Here is a 25,177-nt window from a genome sequence, read left to right as displayed (position 1 = left end):
GTTCAGCCTGATCCCGCCGTCCGTTGGGCCTTCGGTCACCTCGGCGGCGTCCTGCGGGCCCTCAGGTCCGCCAGGCGGTCGCCCGACAGGCGAGGGCCGTGGCCCCCGCCGAAAGGATCACGGCCACGGTGAACGCGGGCCAGGGGAGGACGACCGCCGGCGCGTGGGCGTCGGTGACCAGGGCGGTGACGGTGGTGCGGACCGGGGATCCGGCGGTGACCAGGGCCAGCAGGGAGCCGAGGACGAGGGTGGCGACGGACCAGCCGCGGGAGAGGATCAGGGGGCGGGTGGTGAGGGCGCCGACGGCGGCGCCGGTCAGGACGCAGACGCCCGCCGCGAGCAGGCCCTCGGCACCCGCGGCGAGCACCCCGACCCCGCGCGGGTCGCCGATCGCCGTCACGCCGAGCGCCGTGAGGGTGCCGACGAGGAGGACGGCCCCGGTGCCGGTGAGGATCGCCGCCAGGTGTGCCCGGCTCCGGCCGGCCGCCGCCGCGACCACCGTGCGGGCCGCGGGCGGCTCCTGGTCGAGGCAGATCCGTACCGCCCAGGCCGTCACCGGGACGAGTCCGGTCACCGCGTAGCCGAGCGAGCCGAGCACCGGCTCGCCCGGGCGGACGCCGACGCCGACGTACGCCGCGTAGAGGAGGAAGGGCGCGAGCCAGCGCTGCGAGCGCAGGAGGAGGGCGGCCTGGTAGCGGAGCAGGGCGGTCATGGCCGTACGCCTTCGCTGATCACTTCGTGCGTGAGGTCCTCGATGTGCCAGCCCGCGTCCAGCAGGGCCCGGAGGAGGGTGTCGGAGTGGTCCGGGTGGACCGTGGCGGTGAGCCGGCTGCCCCGGACCTCGCAGTCGGGCGAACCGGGCAGGCCGGTGGGGAGACGCGTTCCGCCGGAGGCGGTGACGCGGGCGCGGGAGGCGGTCGCGCCGGGGAGGGAAGGGGTGACGTGGGTACGGGAGGGGGTCACGCGGGTGGCGGCCGTGTGCCCGGGTGCCGGGTCGGCGGGCTCCGTCCGGTGGAGCGTGCCCTGCGACACCGTGTACTCCGCGTCCGCCTCGCCCGCCAGCCGGCGCGGGTCGTGGTCGACGAAGACGACCCGGGCGCCTGCCGCGATCCGTTCCCGCACCGCGCCGTCGAGCTCCGCGCGGGCCGCCGCGTCCAGGCCGGTCCAGGCCTCGTCGAGGACGAGGAGGCCCGGACCGGCGAGCAGGGCCTGGGCGACGGCGACCTTCTGGCTGGTGCCCTTGGACAGCGCGGCGAGCGGCGTGTCCCCGTACGCGCCCGCGCCGAAACGGTCCAGCCACTCCCCCGCCCGGGCCCGCGCCGTACGGCCGTCGAGCCCCTGGATACGGGCCAGGTGCACGAGGTAGCCGGTCGCGGTCAGGGGGAGGGCGGCGGGGAAGCGCTCGGGGACGTAGCCCGTACGAGCGGGGCGGCCCGTGACGCGGCCGGCGCTGGGTGCGTCGATACCGGCGACCAGGCGCAACAGGGTCGACTTGCCGGTGCCGTTGGTACCGGTGACGCGGGTCAGGGTGCCGGCGGGCAGGGCGAGCCCCACCTCGCGCAGCACCCAGGGCCCGCGTGGCGCGTAGCGGCGTCCGACGCCGTCGAGGATCACGTGCGGTCCGCGGTCAGTTGGCGACCTTCTGCGGGGTCGCCTCGCTCGGGCGGACGATGACGAAGCCCTGCCCCTCCAGCTTCAGCTGGACCGCCTCGCCCGAACCGCCGCGCATCATCGAGCCGAAGGACTGCGAGCGGTGCAGCGAGGTCTGCAGGCGCTCGCTCCAGCCGACGACCGCGTCCGTGTCCACGAAGACCGGTTCCTGCGGGCTGACCGGGATCACGATCGGGTTGCCCTCGCACATCAGGGCGATCTTGCCGTAGCCGGTGAAGACGCTGTTGAACAGGCCGCCGCCGGTCATGCCGGCGCCCTTCACCGTCCTGATCTCGTAGTGCAGCGTGGGGTCGAAGCACAGCACGTTGCGGCCGTTGACGGTCAGGGCGTCGCCCTGCTCGATCTCCACGATGAAACAGTTCTGCGCCTCGTGGGCGAACCACGCCTCGCCCTGACCGCGCACGGCCATCAGGGCCAGGCCCTCGCCGGTCACGGCGCGCTTGAGCAGGCCGCCGAGGCCCTGGCTCTTGTGCTCGAACTGGAGGTTCCCCCGGAAGGCGATCATCGAGCCCTGTCGGGCGTGCATCTCCCCGTTGACGGTGTACTTGACCGACTTGGCGTTCTGGAGGGTCATCCCCGGAAACGTCGCCGCCTCGGCGAGGTGCTCACTGGCGAAAAGATCACTCTTCATGCACGGCATCCTGTCCCGGAACGCCTCATTCCCACAAGAATCGTTCGTACGGGCGTCCGTCCGGCCGGTGGCAGACTGACCGGGTGAGCAGCAACGACACCCGTGACGAGAAGCCGCAGTTCGTCCTCCCCCTCGTGGTCCGCATCGAGAAGGCCGCGCCGCCGTCCCGTACCGACGCCCTGGAGACGGCCGCCCGCGCGGTCCTGGAGATCCTGGCCGACGAGCGGTCCCTCGGCGAGGGCGAGTGGGCGCGGGCCATGACGGACTGGCAGGACGCCCGGATCCGCAAGGTGGTACGCCGAGCGCGCGGCGCGGAGTGGCGCCGGGCGGCGGCCCTGCCGGGGATCACGGTGACGGGCGTGGGGGACGGGGACGTTCCCGCCGCCGAGGTGCGGGTCTTCCCGCCCGTCCCGCTCGACGGCTGGCCCAGGGAGCTGGCCAAGCTCCAGGTCTCCGGCACCGACCTCGACGACCACGTCGAGCCCGGGCCGGCACCGGACGGCACGGTCGTGCTGTGGCTCAACCCGGAGCTCGACATGTCCGCCGGCAAGACGATGGCGCAGGCCGGCCACGGCGCCCAGCTGCTGTGGTGGGAGCTGTCCGACACCGACCGCAAGGCCTGGCGCGAGGCCGGCTTCCCGCTCGCGGTCCGTACGGCCGCCCCGGAGCGCTGGGCTCGGCTGACGGCGGGCGAGCTTCCGGTGGTGCGGGACGCGGGCTTCACCGAGATCGCGCCCGGGTCCTGCACGGTGGTGGCCGAGGGGAGCGAGCGGATCGGCGCGCACCTGCGGCCGCGGGAGGCGTAGTCACCGCCGCCGCCCGCCGGCGCGAACCTCAAATCAACCTCTGAACGTCTCCGTGTCCGGATTCGAACGGCTGCTTCCGGGCCATCACGTGAGGGACCGAAGGAGGGGGACATGAAGGAACTCGGTATCGGCATCGGCTGGCGGCCCGAGATCGCGGACGCGGTCGAGGCGCTGCCCGGCGTCGACTGGGTGGAGGTCGTCTCGGAGAACGTCTGCGCCGGCCATCTGCCCGACTCGCTGCGGCGGCTGCGGGCGCGCGGTGTGACCGTCGTTCCGCACGGCGTCTCGCTGGGGCTGGGCGGCGCCGACCGGCCGGACGCCGGGCGGCTCGCCGCGCTCGCGGAGAAGGCCACGGCCCTCGGGGCGCCGCTGGTGACGGAGCACATCGCGTTCGTGCGGGCCGGGGGGCCGCTGACGGCGACGCCGCTCCTGGAGGCCGGGCACCTGCTGCCCGTACCGCGCACCCGGGACGCGCTCGACGTGCTGTGCGAGAACGTCCGCATCGCGCAGGACGCCCTCCCCGTGCCGCTGGCCCTGGAGAACATCGCGGCGCTGATCTCCTGGCCGGGCGAGGAGCTGACGGAGGGCCAGTTCCTGTCGGAGCTGGTGGAGCGTACGGGGGTACGGCTCCTGATCGACGTGGCGAACCTCCACACCAACCACGTCAACCGGGGCGAGGACCCGGCGGAGGCGCTGTCCTCGCTGCCGGTCGAGGCCCTCGCGTACGTGCACGTGGCGGGCGGCCTGGAGCGCGACGGGGTCTGGCACGACACCCACGCCCACCCGGTGCCCCGGCCCGTCCTCGACATCCTCGCGGACCTGGCCTCCCGGGTCTCCCCGCCGGGCGTCCTGCTGGAACGGGACGACCGCTTCCCGGCTCCGGAGGAGCTCGCCGCCGAGCTCGCCACGATCCGCACGACGGTCACCGGGGCCCGCACCCGGCCCCTCCTCATCGGCGCGGGCGCCCGCGTCTCGGGCGGCCCGATGCCGGCCCGGGTGGCGCCCGAACAGACCCCCGTACCCGCCGCGACGCCGACCGGAGCGGCGGCCCGGGTCCCGACGCAGAGCTCCGCCCGGGTCGCCGAGCGGGGCGCGGCCCGCATACCGGCGCAGGTCACCGCGCCGGGCTCCGCTCGGGTCGCCGCACACGGCTCGACCCACGCCTCGACCGACGGCCCGGCGCCCCGCTCGGCGCGGGTCGCCGCGCAGGTCACCGCGCAGGTCGCCGCACACGGCTCGGCGACCACCCCGGCCGACCGCTCGGCCGACCGCTCGGCGCGCGGGTTCGCCGGGGCATCGCTCCAGGAGGACGTGCCCGCGGGCTCCCGGCAGCGGGTCGCCGTCGCCGAGGCGGCGCTCCTGTCGGCGCTCGTGGCCGGGACGCCCCCGCCCGAGGGCTTCGACGTGCGCCGGCTCGGGGTGCAGAGCCGGGCGCTCGCGGCCAAGCGGGCGGACGTCGTGGCGAAGGTGGCGCCCGAGCTGCCGGAGATCCTGGGCGACGGCTACCGCCCGGCGTTCCTCGCGTACGCCAGGAACCGGCCCATGACGGACGGCTACCGGCACGACGCCCTGGACTTCGTCGAGGGCCTGCTCGTCGCGAACCGGCCGGAGGACCCGGACGCCCGGCGGCGGCTCACCGCGTGGTGGCGGGAGCGGGCCGGCATCCGGCCGCCCGGCCCGGCGGCGCGGCTCGCGCACCGGATTCGTACCGCACTGGGAAAGGGGTGAGGCAGCCGTGAACACGACCGCTGTCGTCTTCTACGTCATCGGCGCCTGCGCCGTCGCCCTGCTCGTCCTGAAGCTGAGGCGCACCCGGCGCGGCGCGGGCGGGGCCGTCCACGACCGCTACGAGGCCGCCTTCCTGAACGGCGGCCCGGCCCGGGTGGTCGACAGCGCGCTGGCCGCGCTGCACGGGGAGGGCCGGCTCGTGATCGGCGGCCCCGGGCTCGTGTGGGCCGCCCAGCCGGCCGCGGTGGCGCACGACCCGGTGGAGCGGGCCGTCCTCGACCACCACGCGGCGGCCGGCCACGGCGCGCTCGCCCCGCTGCGGATCGACGTCATGCGGCACCCCGCCGTGCAGGAGATCGGCGACGCGCTCGCCGCGCGCGGGCTGATCGTCGAGCCCCGGGCCCGTCGTTCCGCGATCCGGTGGAGCCTCGGGCTGGGCATCGCGACCCTCTGCATGCTGCCGGTCACCCTGGTGCTGACCATCATGGACATGGAAGGCCCGGACATGCCCGTGCCGTTCGTCCTGAAGGTGCTGCCCGTGCTGGCCGGCGTGCTCGTCACGGCCGTCGTCGTCGGGTCCTCGGCGGCGAGCCGGCTCACGCCCGCCGGCCGGAGGGCCGTCGCCGCGTACGGGCGGGGGCCCGCGCAGCTCGGGGACCCGGGCACGCTCGTCGCCCTGTACGGACTCCGGTCGCTGCCGGACCCGTTGCGTGAGCAGCTGGCCACGGCGGCCCGTACGCCGGTCTACCGGCCCCGCCCGCAGCGCTCGCACCGGGTCCGTTCCGGGTCCGGCTCGTCGTCCTACGACGACGCCGTCCTGCCCGTGATGTGGTGCGCGGCGGCCGCCGGGGGCGAGACCGGGGGCGGCGGCTGCGGAGGCGGAAACGCGTGTGCGTCCGGCGGGAGTTCGTGCTCGGGCGGGGGAAGCAGCTGCTCCGGGGGCGGGAGTTCCTGCTCCGGCGGGAGTTCCTGCTCCTCGTCGAACTCCTGTTCCTCCTCGTCCAGTTCCTGCTCCTCCAGCAGCAGTTCCTGTTCCTCGTCCTCCAGTTCCTGCTCCTCCAGCAGCTGAGGGCGGCGCGCTCCCCCGCGGCCCGCTATTGCGGTGGCGGGCCGCTCCGTCCTGCCGTACAACCTGATCATGGTCTGGGTCCCGCTGCTCCTCGTCGCCTTCGTGGTCTCCGGTGTCGCGTGCGCGCGGGTGTGCCGGGACGCCGTCGCCGGGGACACGCGGGGGCACGGGGACGGGCTGACCGTCCGCGAGGCCGCCTATCTCGCGGGCGGACCGCTGCGGGTCGCCGACCTCACGCTGGTCGGCCTGCACCGCTCGGGGCTGGTGCTGCTCGCGCACACCGGCTGGGCGACCGTCGTGGACGGTACGGGCGGCCGTGACGAGGTCGAGCGCGCCGCGCTCGGCGCGATCGGGCCCGGCGGGCAGGCGCGGATCGGGGACGTACGGGAGCTGGCCGCGGCGGCCGCGGGCGTGCGGGCGGTCGCGGACTGTCTGGTGGCGCGCGGCCTCGCGCTGCCGGAGGACGCGCGGCGCGTGACGGCGGCGGGGGCGCGGGAGCTGCGGGGCGCGTTCCTGGTGACGCTGGCGCTCGGGGCGGGCTCGGTGCTGCTGGTGCCCGCGGGCGAACGGGGGCCGGTGGCGGCCTGGTTCGCGCTGCCGCTGGTGGCGGCCGGGCTCTGTCTGCTGATCGCCCGGACCGGTGATCCGGGCCACCACTGCTGGGCCTCGCCCGCCGGGCGGCGGCTGCTCGCGGGACTGTCCGCCCACGACCCCATGACGGCGCTGGCGCGGCGGGGCACCGAGGTGCTCGAACCGGAGCTGCGTGCAGCCTTTCGGGTACATGACAGGCAACACCCGGCGTAGTTCCTGTACAAGGCGCCCCTCGGCACACAACCTCCGTTGTGTCGCCCTGTCCCCGCGGCTCCGAAGGGAAGCGCCGATGATGTCCGTCGCGCTGCACGCGCTGGTGCTGTCCACCCTCCTGACCCCGGCCGCGGCCGGCCTCCCCCGGCTCGACGCGCCGCCCCCCGAGAGCCGCGGCGTGCTGACCGCGGCGCGGGCGGCGGCCGCCGAGGGCATCACGTTCGGGCCGTGCCCGGCGGTCGAGAAGCTGCCGGCCCCGGTGGAGTGCGGCACCGTGCGCGTCCCGCTCGACTACGCGCATCCCGAGGGCCCCCGCATCCCGCTCACCGTCAGCCGGGTGAAGGCCTCGGGCCCGGCTGGCGACCGGCAGGGCGCGCTCGTCCACAACCCGGGCGGCCCCGGGGCCTCCTCCACGTACTTCCCGCTCGTCGCCGGGCTCCCCGCCTGGCGCCGGATCGCCGCCGCCTACGACCTGGTCGGCTACGCCCCGCGCGGGGTCGGGCGCTCGGCGCCGGTCTCCTGCCAGGACCCGGCGGACCGCGTGCAGGGGCCGAGGCTCGCGCCGACGCACCCCTCCGAGGTCTTCAAGAAGGAGCGGATCGCCCGCGCCACCACGTACGCGCAGGGCTGTGCCCGCCGCACCGGGGCGGCGCTGCGGCACTACCACTCGCTCAACAACGCCCGCGACCTGGAAGTGCTGCGGGCCGCGCTCGGCGAGCCGCGCCTGACGTACATGGGCGGCTCCTACGGCACGTACTTCGGCGCGCTGTACGCGACGCTCTTCCCGCACCGGGTGCGCCGGATGGTCTTCGACGCGCCCGTGAACCCCGCGCCGCGGCAGATCTGGTACGTCAACAACCTCGACCAGTCGCTCGCCTTCGAGCGCCGCTGGGCCGACTTCCGCACCTGGGCGGCGAAGCACGACACGGTGTACGGGCTCGGCACGACGGCCGGCGAGGTGGGCGAGAACTACGAGAAGGTGCGCGTCGAGCTCGCCGCGTCCCCGGCGGGCGGCAAGGTCGGGCCCGGGCAGCTGCACGGGGCGATGCTCCAGGCGCTGTACGACGACCGCTTCTGGCCGGCCCGGGCGGGCGCCCTCGGGGCGTACCTGAAGGGCGATCCGAAGCCGCTGATCGCCCAGGCGGCGCCGGCCGCCCCGGCCCGCTCCGGCGAGGCGGAGGCCGGTGACCCGGGGAACGCGACCGCCGTCTACACGGCGGTGGAGTGCAACGACGCCCCCTGGCCGGAGGACTTCGCGCTGTGGGACCGGGACAACACCCGGCTCGCCCGCCAGGCCCCCTTCGAGACCTGGGACAACGTCTGGGCCAATCTGCCCTGCGCGTACTGGAAGGCGCCCCGTCAACGGCCGCTGGACGTGCGGACCGGACCGGGGGCGCTGCCGCCGGTGCTGATCCTGGCGGCCGAACGCGACGCGGCGGCGCCGTACGAGGGAGCGCTGGAGCTGCAGCGCCGGCTGTCGGGCGCGGCGCTCGTGACCGAGCGGGACGCCGGGACGCACGGCATCGGGGGCGGCGCGAACGCCTGCGTGAACGGCTACCTGGAGCGCTACCTGCTGACGGGGGCGGTGCCCGGCGCGGAGGCGGAAGGCGCGTCCGGAGAGGCGGCGGAGGGCGCGTCCGGAGCGGTGCCCGGCTCTGCGGCCGGGGCGGAAGGGACGCCGGTGCGGCGCGCGTCATGCGCGCCGCACCCGGAGCCGGACCCGGTGTCGCTGGAGCGGCAGGCGGAGCTCCGCAAGCCGTCTGATCTTCCGGGTCAAGGGATCACCGCCCGGCTGGGCGCCGGGCGGTGACCGTGTTCGGTGGGCCGGGCGGTCAGGCCAGGCCGGCCACCAGGTCCGCCACGCTCTTGCGGCGGCCGGTGTAGAACGGGACCTCCTCGCGGACGTGCATCCGCGCCTCGGAGCCGCGCAGGTGACGCATCAGGTCGACGATGCGGTACAGCTCGTCGGCCTCGAAGGCGAGGATCCACTCGTAGTCGCCGAGCGAGAACGAGGCCACCGTGTTGGCGCGCACGTCCGGGAAGCCGCGGGCCATCTTGCCGTGGTCGGCGAGCATCCGGCGGCGATCCTCGTCCGGCAGCAGGTACCAGTCGTAGGAGCGGACGAACGGGTACACCGAGACGTAGTCGCGCGGGGTCTCGTCGGCCAGGAAGGCCGGGATGTGCGACTTGTTGAACTCGGCGGGGCGGTGCAGCGCCATGTTCGACCAGACCGGCTCCAGGGCGCGGCCCAGGCGGGTGCGGCGGAAGAGGTTGTACGCCTCCTGGAGCTCGTCGCTCGTCTCGGCGTGCCACCAGATCATGACGTCGGCGTCGGCGCGCAGACCGGACAGGTCGTACGTGCCGCGGATCGTGATGTCCTTGGCGGCGAGCTGGTCGAACAGCTCCTGGACCTCGTCGGCGTAGCCGCCGCGGTCCGCGGGCAGGACGTCGCGCAGCTTGAACACAGACCACAGGGTGTAGCGGATGACCTCGTTGAGGTCCTTCGCCTTCTTACCGGCGTTCGGGATCTTTTCGGGCGCACTCATGCGTCCATTCTCGCCCGTCACGGACAGTGCCCCGCACCAGGGTCGGCCTTTGGCGACGTGGCGATGATCTCGTCGGCGGCCCGCCGGCCCGAGGCGACGCAGGCGGGAATGCCGACCCCCTCGTACGCCGCGCCGGCGAGGGTGAGTCCGGGCAGCCCGGCGACGGCGGCGCGGATCCGCTCCACCCGGGCCAGGTGGCCGACCGGGTACTGGGGCAGGCCACCGGTCCAGCGGGTCACGGTGGTGGCGACCGGCCGGGCGGCGAGGCCGGTGGCGGCGCCGAGGTCCTTCAGGGAGGCGGCGACCAGGTCGGCGTCCTCGCGGTGCAGCTGCGCCTCCTCGCCGTAGCGGCCGACGGAGGTGCGCAGCACGAAGAGGTCGGGGGCGGCGTCGGCGACCCAGCGCCACTTCTGGCTGGAGAAGGTGGAGGCCTTGATGGTGTGGCCGTCGACCGGGGGGACGAGGAACCCCGAGCCCGGCAGGGCGGGAAGAGGTGCGCCCGGCAGGGCGGGGAGCGGCGCGCCCGGCGGGGCGGTGCCTTCGGCGCCCCCGGGCAGGTCGGAGCGGCGGAAGGCGAGGGTGACCAGGGCCATGGAGGCGTACTCGATCGAGTCGAGTTCCCCGGCCGCGGCGGGGACGTGGGTCCGGAGCAGCCCGGCGGTGATGTGCGCGGGGGTGGCCAGGACGACGGCGTCCGCGTCGAGGGTCCGGAGCTCGTGGGCCTGCTGCCGGGCCAGGACCCGCCAGCCGGTGGGCGTGCGGCGCAGCTCGTCGACGGGGGTGCGGGTGAGGATCTCGCCGCCGGCGGCGCGGACCGCGTCCGCGACGGCGCCCGGCAGGGTGCCGACGCCGCCCCGGATGCCGGCGAAGACGGCGCCGCCGAGGCCGGTGGCCGCGCCGGCGACGTCACTCGGAGTGGCGGCGCCGGCCTGCTGGACGGCGCGCACGGCGGCGGTGAGCGTGGGGTGGCGGCGGGCGGCGGCGAAGAGCGCGGGCACGGCGGCCTTCATGGAGATGCGGTACGCGTCGCCGGCGTAGACCCCGCCGAGGAGGGGCTCGACGAGGCGGTCGACGACCTCGTGGCCCATGCGCTCGGCGACGTACGCGCCGATGGCGATGTCGTCGCCGATCTCGGTCGGCGGGAGTTCGAGGTCGCGGCCGATCCGCGTCACGGCCTCGGCGGACAGCAGGCCCTCGACGGCGCGGCCGTCGCCGGGGACGCCCATGACGTGGCCCTTGGGCATGGGCACCAGCGCGCCGCGGGACCAGACGGAGGCGGTGGTGGTGGCGGGGGCCTGGAGCCGGTCGCCGAGGCCGACCTGTTCGGCGAGCGCGACGGCCTCCGGGCGGCGGGCCAGCAGGGACTCGGCGCCGAGGTCGACGGGGGCGCCGGCGATCTCCCCGGTGAGCAGCTTGCCGCCGAGCCGTTCGGAGGCTTCGAGGAGGGTCACCCGGGCGCCCGCGGTGACGAGACGGTGGGCGGCGGCCAGGCCGGAGATGCCGCCGCCGATGACGACGACACGCGGTCCGGCCGGCCGGCCGCCGGTCCGCCCGTCGCCCTGCCCGTCGGCGGTCCGCCCGCCGGTCGTCCGCTCGTCGGCGGTCCGCCCGTCCGTGCGCTGCGCGTTCGCGTTCATGGGGCCGTTCATGGGACCACTCTCTCAAATCGCCCGCGCGCTCCCGATCCGAGGCCTGACCGTGACCGCTTCGCGACCGCCGCGGCGAAACCCGCTCCCCCACCCTGGCGTCCAAGGGGCACCACACACCGAGACCTTGGGGGGTACGGCATGAGAAGAGGGCGTACGGCCGCGGCCGCGGCGCTGCTGACGGCTTCGCTCGTCCTGACCGGCTGCGGGGGCGCCGCCGACGACACGGCCGGTGACGGCAAGGGGGGCATGAGCGCGGCGAAGCCCGGGTACGCGGGCCCGGAGGCCGCGTCGGACGGCGCCGCGGACACCGCCTCGGGCGCCGGGCGGACCACGGCACCGAAGCCGAAGTCGCCGCTCGTGGACCGGCAGCACGTCATCCGCACCGCCGAGCTGACGGTCGAGGTCGAGGACGCGGCGAAGGGGGCGGCCTCGGCCCGCCGGGTGGCCGAGAACGCGGGCGGCCACGTCGAGAACGAGACGACCGAGCGGGCCGACGACAGGCACCTCAGCTCACGACTCGTGCTGCGGGTCCCGCAGGAGCGCTACGACGCCGTCCTGGCCGAACTGGCGGGCGCGGGAAAACTGGTGGCGCGCAAGGCGGACGCCAAGGACGTCACCGAGCAGGTGGTGGACGTGGAGAGCCGGATCGCCACCCAGCGGGCCAGCGTGGCGCGGGTGCGGGCGCTGATGGACCGGGCGACGCGACTGAGCGACGTGGTCACCCTGGAAGGGGAGCTGAGCCGCCGTCAGGCGGACCTGGAGTCGCTGCTCGCGCAGCGTTCCGTGCTGAAGGACCGTACGTCGATGGCGACGATCACCCTCTACCTGACCGCGCCGGAGACCACGCCGGCCGGGGAGGGCGACGAGCGGCCGGGCTTCCTCGACGCCCTGTCGGGCGGCTGGGACGCGCTCGTGGCGGCGGCCGCCTGGGTCCTGGTCGTCCTCGCCGCGCTGCTGCCGTGGCTGGCGGTGGCGGCGGTCGGGTACGCGGTGTGGCGGTGGCTGATCCGGCCGCGACGGGCGCGGATCCGCTCCGTCACGCCCGAAGAGGAGCCGAGCCCTGAAGAATAGGGCTCATGAGCGAACGACTGGTGGTCATCGGCGGTGACGCGGCGGGCATGTCCGCCGCGTCGCAGGCGCGCAGGCTCAAGGGGCCCGAGGAGCTGGAGATCGTCGCCTTCGAGCGGGGGCACTTCAGCTCGTACTCGGCCTGCGGCATCCCGTACTGGGTCGGCGGCGACGTGCCCGTACGGGACGCGCTGATCGCCCGAGCCCCCGAGGAACACCGGGCCCGGGACATCGATCTGCGGATGCGCACCGAGGTGACCGAGATCGACGTGGCCGGGCAGCGGGTGCGCGCCCGGGACCTGGAGTCGGGCGCCGAGTCCTGGACGGGCTTCGACAAGCTGGTCATCGCGACGGGCGCGCGGCCGCTGCGCCCGCCGCTGCCGGGGATCGACGCGCCGGGTGTGCACGGGGTGCAGACGCTGGACGACGGGCAGGCGCTGCTCGAGTCGCTGTCCGCGGCCCGGGGCCGGCGGGCGGTGGTGGTCGGCGCCGGGTACATCGGCGTGGAGATGGCGGAGGCGCTGCTCGGCCACGGCTTCGAGGTGACGGTCCTGAACCGGAGCGAGCAGCCGATGGCGACGCTCGACCCGGACATGGGGCGGCTGGTGCACGAGGCGATGGACGGTCTGGGCATCACGACGGTCGGCTCCGCGCCGGTGACGAAGATCCTCACGGGCGAGGACGGCCGGGTGCGGGCGGTGGCCACGGACTCCGGCGAGTACCCGGCGGACGTGGTGGTGCTCGGCACGGGCGTGGTGCCGGAGACCTCGCTGGCGCGGGCGGCGGGGCTGCCGCTCGGTACGTACGACGGGCTGCTGACCGATCTGTCGATGCGGGTGCGCGGGCACGGGAACATCTGGGCGGGCGGCGACTGCGTGGAGGTCCGCGACCTGGTGTCGGGGCGGGAGCGGCACGTGCCGCTGGGAACGCACGCCAACAAGCACGGCCAGGTGATCGGCTCGAACGTGGGCGGCGGGTACGCGACCTTCCCGGGCGTGGTGGGCACGGCGGTGTCGAAGGTCTGCGACCTGGAGATCGCGAGGACCGGGCTGCGGGAGAAGGACGCCCGGGAGGTGGGACTCCAGTACGTGACGGTGACGGTGGAGTCGACGAGCCGGGCCGGCTACTACCCGGGCGCGGCGCCGATGACGGTGAAGATGCTGGCGGAGCGCCGTACCGGGCGCCTGCTCGGCGTGCAGATCGTCGGCCGCGAGGGGGCCGGGAAGCGGGTGGACATCGCCGCGGTGGCGCTGACGGCGGGGATGACCGTGGAGGCGATGACCGCGCTCGACCTGGGCTACGCGCCCCCGTTCTCCCCGGTGTGGGACCCGGTCCTGGTGGCGGCGCGCAAGGCGACGGGGGCCGTTCGGGCGGCGGGCTGACCCGAGCGGCGGACGGGCCGCGGCGACGAATTGCGACCATGGGGTCACCATGGGTGACTGGGCGCATGATCAGACACACGATGCGCGCGCTCTGCGCCGCCACGCTCGTCATAGCCCCGATCGCCCTGACGGCGACCCCGGCCCACGCGGTCAGCTGCACGGTCAACGGCCGCCCCGTCTCGGGCGGCACCGTCCAAGGCACGGACAGTGCCGACTACATCCAGTGCGGCGCGGTCGCGTTGAACGAACACGTCAACGGCCTGGGCGGTGCCGACTACATCGTCATCAACGGCGTCGTCTCGGGCACCGTCGACGGCGGTGCGGGCGGCGACTACATCACCGCCGGCGCCGGCACCTCGGCGACCGGCAGCATCCTCGGCAACATCGGGAACGACTTCCTCCGCGTCGGTCCGAACGCCGGCACCGTCGACGGCGGCGCCGGCTCCGACTTCTGCCGGGTGAGCTCGGGCAACCCGCCCACCCCGCCCTGCGAGTTCTGACCTCCGTCCGCCGTCCGCCGTGCGTCGCCGTTCCCGGCGGCGCACGGCGGCACGTCGTGACGGCTCAGCGGGCCGTCCGCGTGTGGACGTAGTCGACCAGGCGGGTCAGGGAGTCCGGGTCGGTCGTCGGCAGCACCCCGTGACCGAGGTTGAACACATGGCCCTCCAGGCCCGCCGCGGCGGCCAGGACCTCGTCCGTCTTGGCCTCCACGGCCTCCCGCGAGGAGAACAGCACGGCCGGGTCGAGGTTGCCCTGGAGCGCCTTGCCGGGGCCGACCCGGCGGGCGGCCTCGTCGAGCGGAACGCGCCAGTCGACGCCGACCACGTCGGCGCCGGCCTCGCCCATGAGGCCGAGCAGCTCGCCCGTACCGACGCCGAAGTGGATCCGCGGGACGCCGTAGGAGGCGACCGCGTCGAAGACCTTGACGGAGGCCGGCATCACCGAGCGGCGGTAGTCGGCGGGGGCGAGGGCGCCCACCCACGAGTCGAAGAGCTGGACGGCGGAGGCGCCGGCCTCGATCTGCACCTTGAGGAAGGCCGAGGTGATCTCGGCGAGGCGGTCGAGCAGGTCGGCCCACAGCTGCGGGTCGCCGTACATGAGCGCCTTGGTGTGCTCGTGGTTGCGGGACGGGCCGCCCTCGACGAGGTAGCTCGCGAGGGTGAACGGCGCGCCGGCGAAACCGATCAGCGGAGTGGACCCCAGTTCGGCGGTGAGCATGCCGATCGCCTCGGTGACGTAGTGCACGTCCTCGGGGGTCAGGTCGCGCAGCCGGGCCAGGTCGGCGCGGGTGCGGATGGGCTCGGCGACGACCGGGCCGACGCCGGGCTTGATGTCCAGGTCGACGCCGATGGCCTTGAGCGGGACGACGATGTCGCTGAAGTAGATCGCCGCGTCCACCTTGTGCCGGCGCACCGGCTGCAGGGTGATCTCGGTGACCAGCTCGGGCCGCATGCACGACTCGAGCATGGGGATGCCCTCGCGCACCTTGAGGTACTCGGGCAGGGACCGCCCGGCCTGCCGCATGAACCAGACCGGCGTGTGCGGCACGGCCTCGCGGCGGCACGCCTTCAGGAACGCGGAGTCGTAGGTCTGCGGCTGGTGCTTCGTCGGGTTGCCCTCAGGGCGGTCAATGGCACTCACGCCCAGAATCTTCGCATGTGGCGAGAAGCCGCTCGCCCGGCCCGGGTGTCCCTCCCTGCGCACGGGCCCCGTTCCGCCTACTCTTCCCGGCATGGCTGCGGCTCAGGGACATTTTTCCGATCATTCCGACGGCAATCGAGGGACGGAGAAGGCGGCGGGCGACAGGGTGGACCCCAAGGACCCCAAGGACCCCACGACTCCGACGGCTCCGCCGGAGGCGGACCCGGTGCCGGCCGCGTTCCGGCGGGCGGTCGAGGCGCTGCGCGCGGTGCGACTGCGGCCGGAGATCGAGGTGGACCCGACCCGGCCGCCGCAGCGGCTCGCGCCGTACGCCTACGCCCTGGAGGCGGCGGTCGTGGACGGCGAGGAGGACCTGGCGGACGGGCGTCTGGTGCTGCTGCACGATCCGGCGGGGCACGACGCGTGGAAGGGCACTTTCCGTCTGGTGACCCTGATCAGGGCGGAGCTGGAGCCGGAGATGGCCTCGGACCCGCTGCTGCCGGAGGTCTGCTGGTCCTGGCTGACCGGGGCGCTGGAGACGCGGGGTCTGGCGTACGGCGAGGCGAGCGGGACCGTCACGATGGCGGGCTCGCATTACTTCGGGGGGCTCGCGGAGCGGCGCCCGGCGACCCAGATCGAGATCCGGGCCTCGTGGACCCCGAAGGAGGGTCCGGCCGGGGTGCCGGACACCGGGACGCACCTGGCGGCCTGGTGCGATCTGCTGTGCCAGGTCGCGGGACTGCCACCGTCGGTGGATCCCGCCTCGGGGACGACCTCGGGCGCCGGGGTGGTCTCGCTGCCGCAGCGGCGGGGACCGCAGCATCCATAGCGTCGATTTCCGGACACTTTCGAGTGGGGCGGGCGTGAGGCTCGTACGATGATCGATCGCGCGTCCGAATTGCCCTAATTATCACTCACTAAATCGTGATCTTTCCCTAAAGGCGGGCGGCCCAGCTGCCGAAGGACTCAGTGACCCCTTCAAAGCACGGGTTCGCCCCCGGCTTCTTCCCCGAGCCGGCTCCGTCCCGCACCTTCCCCAGGAGGCCTGGTGTCCGTTCTCCTCGAGCAGCCCGCAAGCCTGGTCGCCTACCGCCCGAACAAGCCGACGGCCATGGTCGTCGTGGCCGACCCGCGCGTCCGCTCCACCGTCACCCGCCACCTGTGGGCGCTCGGCGTGCGCGACGTCATCGAGGCGTCGTCCATCGCGGAGGCCCGTCCCCGCGTCGGCAACCCGCGCGACATCTGCGTGGCCGACGTCCACCTTCCGGACGGCAGCGGACTCACCCTGCTGTCCGAGACCCGCGCCGCGGGCTGGCCCAACGGCCTCGCCCTCTCCGCCGCCGACGACATCGGCGCCGTCCGCAACGCCCTCGCCGGGGGCGTCAAGGGCTACGTCGTCACCGGCACGCGCACCAACATCGGGCACCCCACCCGCCCCGGCGCCGCCCCCATCGGCGCCGCGGCCGCCCGCCTCGGCCACCGCCGCCCCCCGGGTGCCCCGAGCCACCCGGGCGGCTACCGCGAGCTCTCCGGCCGCGAGGTCGAGGTCCTGCGCCTGGTGGCCGAGGGCCAGTCCAACAAGGCGATCGGCGTCTCCATGGGCCTGTCGGCCCTCACCGTGAAGAGCCACCTCGCCCGCATCGCCCGCAAGCTGGGCACCGGCGACCGGGCCGGCATGGTCGCCGTGGCCCTCCGCACCGGGATCATCCACTGACCGGCGGGACCCCCCAAGGGGCATGAAGAGCGGCAGGCGCCTGTCGACGGAACGTTCCGTCTCGGTCCGACCGGTCCAACCGGCCATCGACCGTTCCGGCTGTTCCGTCGATGGGCGCTTGCCATTCACAGATACCCTTGACAGGTGACCGACGCCCAAGACACCGCGAGTGACACCGCACTGCGCACCACCGGGGGCGCCCCCTCGGACGACGACGTCCCCGCGCGTGGGCTGCCGATCCCGCTGCTCGAACCCCGTGAGGGCATTCCGCCCGTCGTCGCGACCGAGGACGCCCTCGCCGAGGTGATCGCCGCCTTCGCGGCCGGCCGCGGCCCCGTCGCCGTCGACGCCGAGCGCGCCTCCGGCTACCGCTACGGACAGCGTGCCTATCTCGTCCAGCTCCGCCGGGAGGGCGCGGGCACCGCGCTGATCGACCCGGTGGGCTGTCCCGATCTGTCCGGTCTCGGCGAGGCCCTCGCCGGGACCGAGTGGATCCTGCACGCCGCCACCCAGGACCTGCCGTGTCTGCGCGACATAGGCATGGTGCCGACCCGGCTCTTCGACACCGAGCTGGCCGGACGGCTCGCCGGCTTCCCGCGGGTCGGGCTCGGCGCGATGGTCGAGTCCGTCCTCGGCTACGCCCTGGAGAAGGGCCACTCCGCCGTCGACTGGTCCACCCGGCCGCTCCCCGAGCCCTGGCTGCGCTATGCCGCGCTCGACGTCGAGCTGCTGGTCGACCTGCGCGACGAGCTGGAGAAGGAGCTGGACCGGCAGGGCAAGCTGGAGTGGGCGCTCCAGGAGTTCGACGCCATCGCCTCGGCACCGCCCGCCCCGCCGCGCAAGGACCCGTGGCGCCGCACGTCCGGCATGCACAAGGTGCGCCGGCGCCGTCAGATGGCGGTCGTACGGGAGCTCTGGACGGCCCGTGACAAGGTGGCGCAGCGGCGGGACGTCTCCCCCGGCAAGGTGCTGAGCGACGCGGCGATCGTGGAGGCGGCGCTCGGGCTGCCGCCGAACGTCGGCGCGCTCTCCGCGCTGCCGGGCTTCGGGCAGCGCATAGGGCGGCGCCAGCTGGAGCAGTGGCAGGCGGCGGTGGACCGGGCGAAGGCCCTGCCGGACGCCGAGCTGCCGCAGCCGGGCCAGCCGGTGGCGGGTCCGCCGCCGCCGCGGGCCTGGGCGGACAAGGACCCGGCCGCCGCGGCCCGGCTCTCCGCGGCCCGCGCCGCGGTATCGGCCCTCGCGGAGGAGCTGAACCTGCCGCAGGAGAACCTGATCACCCCGGACACGGTCCGCCGCGTCTGCTGGGAGCCGCCGTCCCCGGCGACCCCGGAGACGGTCGCCGCGGCCCTCACCGGCCACGGCGCCCGCCCGTGGCAGGTCGAGCTGGTGACTCCGCTGCTGGTGACCGCCCTGGCCGCCCAGGCCTGACCGCCGGCCGCGTGCCGTACGGGGTCCTCACTCCTCCAGAAGGGTGAGGGCCCCGTCCTCGTCGCGCGCGTAACTTCCGCTGGTCGCGCCCTCGACCTTGCCGTGCTTCAGCCAGTGCTCGGACATGGTGTGCACGAGCTTGGCCTGGCGCTCCCAGACCACCTGGTGGCCCGCGCAGGAGATGCGGAACATCAGCTTCTTGGGCCCGGGGATGTTCCGGTAGAGCTCGGGGGTCGAGAAGTACAGCAGCCCGAGGTCCGGCGCGGTGTTGATGATCGTGTCGTGCTCGCCGTACACGATGCACACGGGCACCTTGTCGCCGAGGATGTCGTGCAGCCGCACGGTGGTCGAGTTCCAGCCCCACCAGAACGAGTTCCGGATGCGGTTCAGTCCCTCCGGGGATCCGGGGACCTTTCCGCCCCATTGGGAGCCCTTGGGGTCGGCCGCCATCATGGCCTTCCACACGTGGTCCAGGATGCCGTCCTCGCGCTGGTCCGGGCACCCCAGGTCCCTGCGCCACGCGCTTTCGACGCCGTTCTTGGTGCCGACGGTCATGGGGTACGCGAAGGCGCCCTCCGGCTTGGACACCGGGAGCGGCACGGGTGCCCCGAAGTCGGTGCCGGGAGCGCTCTTCCTTCCGTTGGGCGGGAAGATCGGCGCGCACAGGAAGAGGCTGCGCACCTTGTCGGGGTGCTGGATGGCGTAGGGACCGAGTTGCTGCGCGGCCGCGGACCAGCCGATGAGGTCGAGCTTCGTGACGCCGGCGCGGGCGAGGACGAAGTCGACGACCTTGCCGACCTCGTCCCAGTCGCTCTGGGAGTTGTTCAGCTGCGCGCCGTACTCCACCGGGCCGTAGTAGGGCGTGGGGTTGGGGTTCGGGCTGAGCAGGTCCCGCTGCGCGGGAGTGGGGCTGACGTTCTTGTGGTTGTCCATCGTCGGCCGGGTGGACAGGCCGGAGCCCTGCAGCTCCATGATGTACGCGTCGAAGCCGGCCTTCGCCAGTTCCGCGGCCCAGCTGTAGTTCTTGTACGGCAGGTCGAAGCCGGCCACGGCCGCGACGCTGCGGCCGTGCAGCATGAGCACGGGTCTGCGTGGCGACCCTGCCGGGAGGGAGGCCTTGTGCTCCCGGACGAAGAGCTTGGCGGGCTTTCCGGCGTTCGCGGGGATGGTGGAGATGTGGTCCACGTAGAGGTCGGTGACCTCCGGTGCGGCCGTGACGACCGTGGTTGCCATGGGGTGCTCCGTTCCGTCGGGCGGGGCCCTGGACGGTCGTCCCGGGCCCCGACCAGGGTCCGCTCGGGCAGGCGCCGGACGCGGTCGACGCGACCGGGGTGATCCGGCGCCCGACCCGATCGGCCGGGCGCGCACAGGCGCACGAAGGGCGCACGCCCGTGCTGGTGCCCGGGCCCTGTCGTCGAACTCCCGCCTGCCCCGCGGGCAACGGCGGGAGTTCGATGACAGGACCTAGCGCCAGATCGCGGAGAAGCTGTCCAGCTGGATCCAGGAGATCGTGTTGGTGGAGGTCGCGCCGTAGACGTAGACCTCGCCCTCCCGGGTGACCTCGATCCGGCAGGAGCTGAAGCCGTTGCGGTTGTTGCGGGGAGCGACACCGCGGACGTAGGTCGTGGCGGGCCACAGGTCCTGCGGGAGGACGCCGACCAGGTCGAGCGTGTCGGGGGTGCTGCCGCCGTCGAACTCGTGGCCCGCCTCGCAGCTGACGCCGCCGCGCATCTGGAGGAAGTCGGTGCCCGCGATGCGCACGACGCGGGCCTGGGGCGCGTTGCCGCCGAGGGCGGTCAGGTGGGTGTGGCCGAGCCTGGCGAAGCCGGTCCAGGGCCGGATGATCTCGATCGCGCCCGCGGACCCGTCGGTCCCGACGGCCGCGGCGGGCGTGGCGCCGAGGAGGGTGGTGCCGGCCGCGGCGGCGGGGACGGCGAGGGCGGCGGCGAGCAGGGAGCGGCGGCTGGTGCCGGTGGTCACGGTGTGAGCCTTTCGGAGGCGGGAGAAGGGCGGTGGCGTGCGGAGCCGGTCAGACCCACGGGACGGAGAAGTTGTCGAGCTGGATCCAGTCGATCGTGTTGTCCGGCGTGGCGCCGTAGGCGTAGAGCGTGCCGTCGTCGTTGGCCTCGACCCGGCAGACGGCGAAGCCGTCGCGGGCGTTGCGCGGGCAGCCGGCGTGCAGGTTGCGCAGGGGCCGGAGCGCGGCCGGGAGGGTGCCGATGACGCCGCCCTTGGCGGCCTCGGTGAAGTGGCAGGTGATCTTGCCGCGGAGCTGGAGCAGCCGGACGCCGGCGACGCTGATCAGGCGGGCCCGCGGGTCCGCGCCGGCCGAGGTGAAGCCGGACGCGACCCCGCCGGCCGTGTCCAGGCCGATCGGGGTCCAGTCGACGAGGACCTCGACGGAGAGGTCGGTCTCCGCCGGGCCGGGCAGGTACTTCAGCGTGAAGGTGCGGGGCGAGACGGTCTTGCCGTCCGCGAGGTAGTGGGACTCGACGAAGCCGAGGAGGAGCCGGGTCTGCTCCTCCCCGCCGCCGGCCGGGGTCCAGGTGGCGACGCCCTCGGGCTCGCGCAGGACGTCGTCCTCGGGCGTGCGCCGGATTCCGCTCGACTGGAGGGGCGCCTCGGTGGGCCAGTGGAGGGTGGCGACCACGGCGTCGTCCCGGTCGTCGTGACCGGTCCAGAGGTACAGGTGGTCGCCGAGGGTCGCCATGCCCTGCGGGTAGGGCTGGCTGCGGGTGATCGTGTGGAGGGCGGTCCGTCCGGGGCCCTCGAAGTCCGCCAGGTCGTAGAGGGAGTAGCTGAAGGGGTTTCCGGATTCCGGGTCGCCCAGGCGGCTGCCGACCACGATCCGGCCGCGGTGCGCGTCGACCGCCGGGAACTGGAAGACGCCGGTCCCGGCGGGTGCGAACGTGCGCACGAGGGACCGGTCCGCGCAGTCCACGCCCTTGTTGGTGGCGGGGTCCCAGGGAACGTACGCGGTGGTGGCCACGGCGCGGCCCTCGGCGTACACGACCGGGTCGCCGGGGCCGGGGAAGGGCTTCCAGGGCTTGCCGAGCCCCTCCAGCCAGAGGTCGACGCCTCCCCCGGCCCGCGGTACGACCCCGAAGGAGGTGCCGTGACCGAAGCCGCGCAGGTACATGCGGTCCAGGATCCGGCCGTCGACGGTCAACCGCGTGCACATCAGGTCGCCCTGGTAGGCGCGGTGCCTGCCGTCCACTTCCTCGTCGGTCCTGGTCTTCTCGTCGTCCAGCCGGACGCCGGCCGGCATGCACTGCAGGACGTAGATCTGCTGGGCGACGCTGTCGACGGCGAAGGACTGCATGCGGGTGGCCTGCGACGCGGTGGCGGCGCGTGAGATGAGTGTCTTCGGTAAGCGTGTGCTGTCGATCGCCTCTACGGGCATGTCTCCCCCTGTGGATACGCGGTCCGGCGGCGGCCCTGTCGTGATCATGGACCGTCGGCGACAGACTGTCAGACCTCCGCCGTGCCCCCCTGGCCGGGTGTGACGTTCGCCGCTCCCGGCCAGGGGGGTGGGCAGCTTGGTTACCCGCAAGTAGCATGGGGGTAGCAAGCGCGCGCTTAGCCGCGTGCCGGGCAGCGCGCCCGCAGCAGTGCCATCCCGCACCCTGGAGGAGAGCCATCGTGCCTCGTACCGTCAGGGACGTCGTCTTCGTCGACGGCGTCCGTACCCCGTTCGGCAAGGCGGGCCCGAAGGGCATCTACCACGAGACCCGCGCCGACGACCTCGTCGTGAAGGCCATCAGGGAGCTGCTGCGCCGCAACCCGGGCCTCGACCCCGCCAAGATCGACGAGGTCGCCATCGCCGCGACCACGCAGATCGGCGACCAGGGCCTGACCCTCGGCCGCACCGCCGGCATCCTCGCGGGCCTGCCGCAGTCCGTGCCGGGCTACTCCATCGACCGCATGTGCGCCGGCGCGCTGACCGCCGTGACCTCGGTCGCCGGTTCCGTCGCCTTCGGCGCGTACGACGTCGCCCTCGCCGGCGGCGTCGAGCACATGGGCCGCCACCCCATGGGCGAGGGCGTCGACCCCAACCCGCGCTTCGTCAGCGAGAAGCTGGTCGACGAGTCCGCCCTGTTCATGGGCATGACCGCCGAGAACCTGCACGACCGCTACCCGACCATCACCAAGCAGCGCGCCGACGAGTACGCCGTGCGCTCGCAGGAGAAGGCCGCGAAGGCGTACGCCGACGGCAAGATCCAGCAGGACCTGGTGCCGATCTCGGTCCGCCGCACCTCGCCCGAGGGCGGCGAGACCGGCTGGGGCCTGGTCACCGCCGACGAGCCGATGCGCCCGGGCACCACCCTGGAGTCGCTGGCGAACCTGAAGACGCCGTTCCGCGTCCACGGCAACGTCACCGCGGGCAACGCGGCCGGCCTGAACGACGGCGCCACCGCCTCGATCATCGCCTCCGAGGACTTCGCCCGCGCGAACAACCTCCCGGTGAAGATGCGCCTCGTCTCCTACGCCTTCGCCGGCGTCGAGCCCGAGGTCATGGGCTACGGCCCGATCCCGGCCACCGAGAAGGCGCTGGCCCAGGCCGGCCTGTCCATCTCGGACATCGGTCTCTTCGAGATCAACGAGGCCTTCGCCGTGCAGGTCCTCGCCTTCCTGGAGCACTACGGCATCGCCGACGACGACGCCCGCGTCAACCAGTACGGCGGCGCCATCGCCTACGGCCACCCGCTCGCCTCCTCCGGCGTCCGTCTGATGACGCAGCTGGCCCGCCAGTTCGAGGAGCAGCCGGAGGTCCGCTACGGCCTCACCACCATGTGCGTCGGCTTCGGCATGGGCGCCACGGTCATCTGGGAGAACCCGAACCACAAGGACGCCGGAGGCAGCAAGTGAGCACCACCGCAGAGCTTCTGAAGGGCGCCGCCGAGCTCTTCCCGGACGAGGTCGTCACCTCGGCCCACGTACGTCACTTCGAACTCCCCGCGGGTGCGGGCCGGTTCGCGCTGATCACGCTGGACAACGGCTTCGACCACACCAAGCCGACCACCTTCGGCCCGCAGTCGCTCGCCAACCTCAACACGGCGATCGACCAGGTCGAGGCCGAGGCCGCGAACGGTGAGATCGTCGGCGCCGGCATCACCGGCAAGCCGTTCATCTTCGCCGTCGGCGCGGACCTCAAGGGCGTCGAGCTGCTCAAGCAGCACTCCGACGCGCTCGCCATCGGCAAGGGCGGCCACGACGTCTTCAAGCGTCTGGCGAACCTGGCCGTCCCGACCTTCGCGTACTACAACGGCGCGGCCATGGGCGGCGGCGTCGAGGTCGGTCTGCACTGCACCTACCGCACCGTCTCGAAGGCCCTGCCGGCCTTCTCGCTGCCCGAGGTCTTCCTCGGCCTGGTGCCCGGCTGGGGCGGCTGCACGATCCTGCCGAACCTGATCGGCGCGGAGAAGGCCGTCTCGGTCATCATCGAGAACAGCCTCAACCAGAACCGCCAGCTCAAGGGCAAGCAGGTCTTCGAGCTCGGCATCGCCGACGCCCTCTTCGAGGGTGCCGACTTCCTGGAGCAGTCCCTCATCTGGACCGCCCAGGTCCTGAAGGGCGACGTCACCGTCGAGCGCCCGGAGATCGACCGCGGCGAGGGCTGGGACCAGGCCGTCGCCAAGGGCCGTGCCATCGCCGACTCCAAGGTGCACGGCGCCGCCCCGGCCGCCTACCGCGCCCTCGACATCATCGAGGCGTCGAAGGACGGCGACCTGCAGAAGGGCTTCGACGCCGAGGACCAGGCCCTCGCGGACCTGATCATGGGCGGCGAGCTGCGCTCCGGCATCTACGCCTTCAACCTGGTGCAGAAGCGCGGCAAGCGCCCGGCCGGCGCGCCGGACAAGAACCTGGCCCGCCCGGTCACCAAGGTCGGTGTCGTCGGCGCCGGTCTGATGGCCTCCCAGCTGGCCCTGCTCTTCCTGCGCCGCCTGGAGGTTCCGGTCGTCCTGACCGACATCGACCAGGAGCGGGTCGACAAGGGCGTGGGCTACGTCCACGGCGAGATCGACAAGCTGCTCGGCAAGGGCCGCATCAACCAGGACAAGGCCAACCGCCTCAAGGGCCTGGTCTCCGGTGTCCTGGACAAGGCCGCCGGCTTCGCGGACGCGGACTTCATCATCGAGGCCGTGTTCGAGGAGATGTCGGTCAAGCAGAAGGTGTTCGCGGAGGTCGAGGCGGTCGCCCCGGCGCACGCGATCCTCGCCACCAACACCTCCTCGCTGTCCGTCTCGGAGATGGCCTCCAAGCTCCAGCACCCGGAGCGCGTGGTCGGCTTCCACTTCTTCAACCCGGTCGCGATCCTCCCGCTCCTGGAGATCGTCCGCGGTGAGAAGACCGACGACGCCTCGCTGGCCACGGCCTTCGCCGTCGCCAAGAAGCTGAAGAAGACGGGCGTGCTGACGAAGGACGCCCCGGCGTTCGTCGTGAACCGCATCCTGACCCGCTTCATGGGTGAGATCCAGAACATCATCGACGAGGGCACCCCGGTGGCCACGGCGGAGAAGGCGGTCGAGCCGCTCGGTCTGCCGATGTCCCCGCTGGTCCTCCTGGAGCTCGTCGGCCCGGCCATCGGTCTGCACGTCTCCGAGACCCTGAACCGCGCCTTCCCGGAGCGCTTCACGGTCTCCCCCAACCTGAAGGCCGTCGTCGAGGCCGGCAAGCGCGGCTTCTACGTCTACAACGCGGAGAACGGCTTCAAGCCGGAGCTCGACCCCGAGGTCGCCGCGCTGCTCAAGCAGGGCGACGTCGTCCTGACCGAGGAGCAGGCCCGCGACCGCGTCCTCGACGCGGTGGCGCAGGAGATCGGCCTGATGCTGGAGGAGGGTGTCGTCGCCGAGGCGCAGGACATCGACCTCTGCCTGATCACGGGCGCGGGCTGGCCCTTCCACCTGGGCGGCATCACGCCGTACCTGGACCGCGAGGGTGTCTCCGAGCGCGTCAACGGCAAGCGGTTCCTGGCGCAGGGCGTGGCGAGCGTCCCGGCGTAACACCGCGCGCTCACCTGTCCGTGTGACGGCCCCGGC

General features: G+C 73.8%; 22 protein-coding genes. 13 read left to right on the top strand and 9 right to left on the bottom strand.

The window, feature by feature from the left end; all coding sequences use genetic code 11:
• Positions 1 to 61: 61 nt before the first annotated feature.
• Genes ACIGXE_RS32470 through ACIGXE_RS32460 form a run of 3 tightly spaced genes read right to left on the bottom strand, consistent with a single transcriptional unit; the run spans position 62 to position 2,302 of the window.
• The gene (locus tag ACIGXE_RS32470) at positions 62 to 712 is read right to left on the bottom strand and encodes an ABC transporter (RefSeq protein ID WP_399753102.1); all 651 of its coding nucleotides are present in this window, start codon (positions 710 to 712) and stop codon (positions 62 to 64) included.
• Positions 709 to 1,614, bottom strand: coding sequence for an ATP-binding cassette domain-containing protein (locus ACIGXE_RS32465; RefSeq protein WP_399753100.1), 906 nt, complete (start codon positions 1,612 to 1,614; stop codon positions 709 to 711). The genes ACIGXE_RS32470 and ACIGXE_RS32465 overlap by 4 nt, the downstream gene beginning before the upstream one ends.
• A gap of 13 nt (positions 1,615 to 1,627) precedes the next feature.
• Complete coding sequence (locus tag ACIGXE_RS32460) at positions 1,628 to 2,302, bottom strand: AIM24 family protein (protein WP_399753098.1); 675 nt, start codon at positions 2,300 to 2,302, stop codon at positions 1,628 to 1,630.
• 83 nt (positions 2,303 to 2,385) lie between these two features.
• On the opposite strand from ACIGXE_RS32460, the gene ACIGXE_RS32455 reads away from it, so the two are divergent.
• The 5 genes from ACIGXE_RS32455 (at position 2,386) to ACIGXE_RS32435 (ending at position 8,519) form a co-directional block, all read left to right on the top strand.
• The gene (locus ACIGXE_RS32455) at positions 2,386 to 3,108 is read left to right on the top strand and encodes a peptidyl-tRNA hydrolase (RefSeq protein WP_399753096.1); all 723 of its coding nucleotides are present in this window, start codon (positions 2,386 to 2,388) and stop codon (positions 3,106 to 3,108) included.
• Positions 3,109 to 3,219: 111 nt separating this feature from the next.
• The gene (locus ACIGXE_RS32450) at positions 3,220 to 4,836 is read left to right on the top strand and encodes a DUF692 family multinuclear iron-containing protein (RefSeq protein WP_399753094.1); all 1,617 of its coding nucleotides are present in this window, start codon (positions 3,220 to 3,222) and stop codon (positions 4,834 to 4,836) included.
• 7 nt (positions 4,837 to 4,843) lie between these two features.
• Positions 4,844 to 5,905 carry a TIGR04222 domain-containing membrane protein gene (locus ACIGXE_RS32445; RefSeq protein WP_399753092.1) on the top strand — a complete coding sequence of 354 codons (1,062 nt, stop codon included), beginning with the start codon at positions 4,844 to 4,846 and terminating at the stop codon, positions 5,903 to 5,905.
• A gap of 33 nt (positions 5,906 to 5,938) precedes the next feature.
• Complete coding sequence (locus ACIGXE_RS32440) at positions 5,939 to 6,709, top strand: TIGR04222 domain-containing membrane protein (RefSeq protein ID WP_399753090.1); 771 nt, start codon at positions 5,939 to 5,941, stop codon at positions 6,707 to 6,709.
• A gap of 76 nt (positions 6,710 to 6,785) precedes the next feature.
• A complete protein-coding gene (locus ACIGXE_RS32435; protein ID WP_399753088.1) occupies positions 6,786 to 8,519 on the top strand; it encodes an alpha/beta hydrolase in 1,734 nt (577 codons plus the stop codon).
• Between the two features lie 22 nt (positions 8,520 to 8,541).
• Here the strand turns inward: ACIGXE_RS32435 and hemQ are convergent, their stop codons facing one another.
• Complete coding sequence (hemQ, locus tag ACIGXE_RS32430; protein ID WP_399753086.1) at positions 8,542 to 9,255, bottom strand: hydrogen peroxide-dependent heme synthase; 714 nt, start codon at positions 9,253 to 9,255, stop codon at positions 8,542 to 8,544.
• Between the two features lie 17 nt (positions 9,256 to 9,272).
• Complete coding sequence (gene hemG, locus ACIGXE_RS32425; RefSeq protein WP_399753084.1) at positions 9,273 to 10,904, bottom strand: protoporphyrinogen oxidase; 1,632 nt, start codon at positions 10,902 to 10,904, stop codon at positions 9,273 to 9,275.
• 138 nt (positions 10,905 to 11,042) lie between these two features.
• On the opposite strand from hemG, the gene ACIGXE_RS32420 reads away from it, so the two are divergent.
• The 3 genes from ACIGXE_RS32420 (at position 11,043) to ACIGXE_RS32410 (ending at position 13,854) form a co-directional block, all read left to right on the top strand.
• The gene (locus ACIGXE_RS32420) at positions 11,043 to 11,975 is read left to right on the top strand and encodes a DUF4349 domain-containing protein (protein WP_399753082.1); all 933 of its coding nucleotides are present in this window, start codon (positions 11,043 to 11,045) and stop codon (positions 11,973 to 11,975) included.
• 5 nt (positions 11,976 to 11,980) lie between these two features.
• Positions 11,981 to 13,354: an FAD-dependent oxidoreductase gene (locus ACIGXE_RS32415; protein ID WP_399753080.1), complete on the top strand. Its 1,374-nt coding sequence runs from the start codon at positions 11,981 to 11,983 to the stop codon at positions 13,352 to 13,354.
• Between the two features lie 65 nt (positions 13,355 to 13,419).
• Entirely contained in the window at positions 13,420 to 13,854 is a 435-nt protein-coding gene (locus ACIGXE_RS32410) for a hypothetical protein (RefSeq protein ID WP_399753077.1), read from the top strand.
• 64 nt (positions 13,855 to 13,918) lie between these two features.
• Here ACIGXE_RS32410 and hemE read toward each other — a convergent pair whose 3' ends face one another.
• Entirely contained in the window at positions 13,919 to 14,995 is a 1,077-nt protein-coding gene (hemE, locus tag ACIGXE_RS32405) for a uroporphyrinogen decarboxylase (RefSeq protein ID WP_399753076.1), read from the bottom strand.
• Between the two features lie 91 nt (positions 14,996 to 15,086).
• Between hemE and ACIGXE_RS32400 the strand changes: the two genes are divergently transcribed.
• From ACIGXE_RS32400 to ACIGXE_RS32390, 3 genes are all read left to right on the top strand, one after another.
• A complete protein-coding gene (locus tag ACIGXE_RS32400) occupies positions 15,087 to 15,824 on the top strand; it encodes a DUF3000 domain-containing protein (RefSeq protein ID WP_399753074.1) in 738 nt (245 codons plus the stop codon).
• 219 nt (positions 15,825 to 16,043) lie between these two features.
• Entirely contained in the window at positions 16,044 to 16,709 is a 666-nt protein-coding gene (locus ACIGXE_RS32395; protein ID WP_015037008.1) for a response regulator transcription factor, read from the top strand.
• Positions 16,710 to 16,853: 144 nt separating this feature from the next.
• Entirely contained in the window at positions 16,854 to 18,137 is a 1,284-nt protein-coding gene (locus ACIGXE_RS32390; RefSeq protein ID WP_399753072.1) for an HRDC domain-containing protein, read from the top strand.
• Positions 18,138 to 18,164: 27 nt separating this feature from the next.
• On the opposite strand, the gene ACIGXE_RS32385 is transcribed toward ACIGXE_RS32390, so the two are convergent.
• The 3 genes from ACIGXE_RS32385 to ACIGXE_RS32375 form a co-directional block, all read right to left on the bottom strand.
• The gene (locus ACIGXE_RS32385) at positions 18,165 to 19,370 is read right to left on the bottom strand and encodes an alpha/beta hydrolase (RefSeq protein WP_399753069.1); all 1,206 of its coding nucleotides are present in this window, start codon (positions 19,368 to 19,370) and stop codon (positions 18,165 to 18,167) included.
• Positions 19,371 to 19,601: 231 nt separating this feature from the next.
• A complete protein-coding gene (locus ACIGXE_RS32380; RefSeq protein ID WP_399753068.1) occupies positions 19,602 to 20,117 on the bottom strand; it encodes a hypothetical protein in 516 nt (171 codons plus the stop codon).
• Positions 20,118 to 20,166: 49 nt separating this feature from the next.
• Complete coding sequence (locus tag ACIGXE_RS32375) at positions 20,167 to 21,459, bottom strand: hypothetical protein (protein ID WP_399753066.1); 1,293 nt, start codon at positions 21,457 to 21,459, stop codon at positions 20,167 to 20,169.
• A 320-nt stretch (positions 21,460 to 21,779) separates the two neighbouring features.
• Between ACIGXE_RS32375 and ACIGXE_RS32370 the strand changes: the two genes are divergently transcribed.
• Together ACIGXE_RS32370 and ACIGXE_RS32365 are read left to right on the top strand one after the other, a co-directional pair.
• Complete coding sequence (locus tag ACIGXE_RS32370) at positions 21,780 to 23,006, top strand: thiolase family protein (RefSeq protein ID WP_399753064.1); 1,227 nt, start codon at positions 21,780 to 21,782, stop codon at positions 23,004 to 23,006.
• Positions 23,003 to 25,141 (top strand): 3-hydroxyacyl-CoA dehydrogenase NAD-binding domain-containing protein, encoded by a 2,139-nt coding sequence (locus tag ACIGXE_RS32365; protein ID WP_399753062.1) that lies wholly within the window; start codon positions 23,003 to 23,005, stop codon positions 25,139 to 25,141. Before ACIGXE_RS32370 ends, ACIGXE_RS32365 begins: the two co-directional genes overlap by 4 nt.
• Positions 25,142 to 25,177 lie beyond the last annotated feature (36 nt).

It is taken from the genome of Streptomyces sp. NPDC053431, from assembly GCF_044544925.1.
In the GTDB taxonomy this organism is placed as follows: domain Bacteria; phylum Actinomycetota; class Actinomycetes; order Streptomycetales; family Streptomycetaceae; genus Streptomyces.
This window is presented reverse-complemented; position numbering and strand designations above follow the sequence as displayed.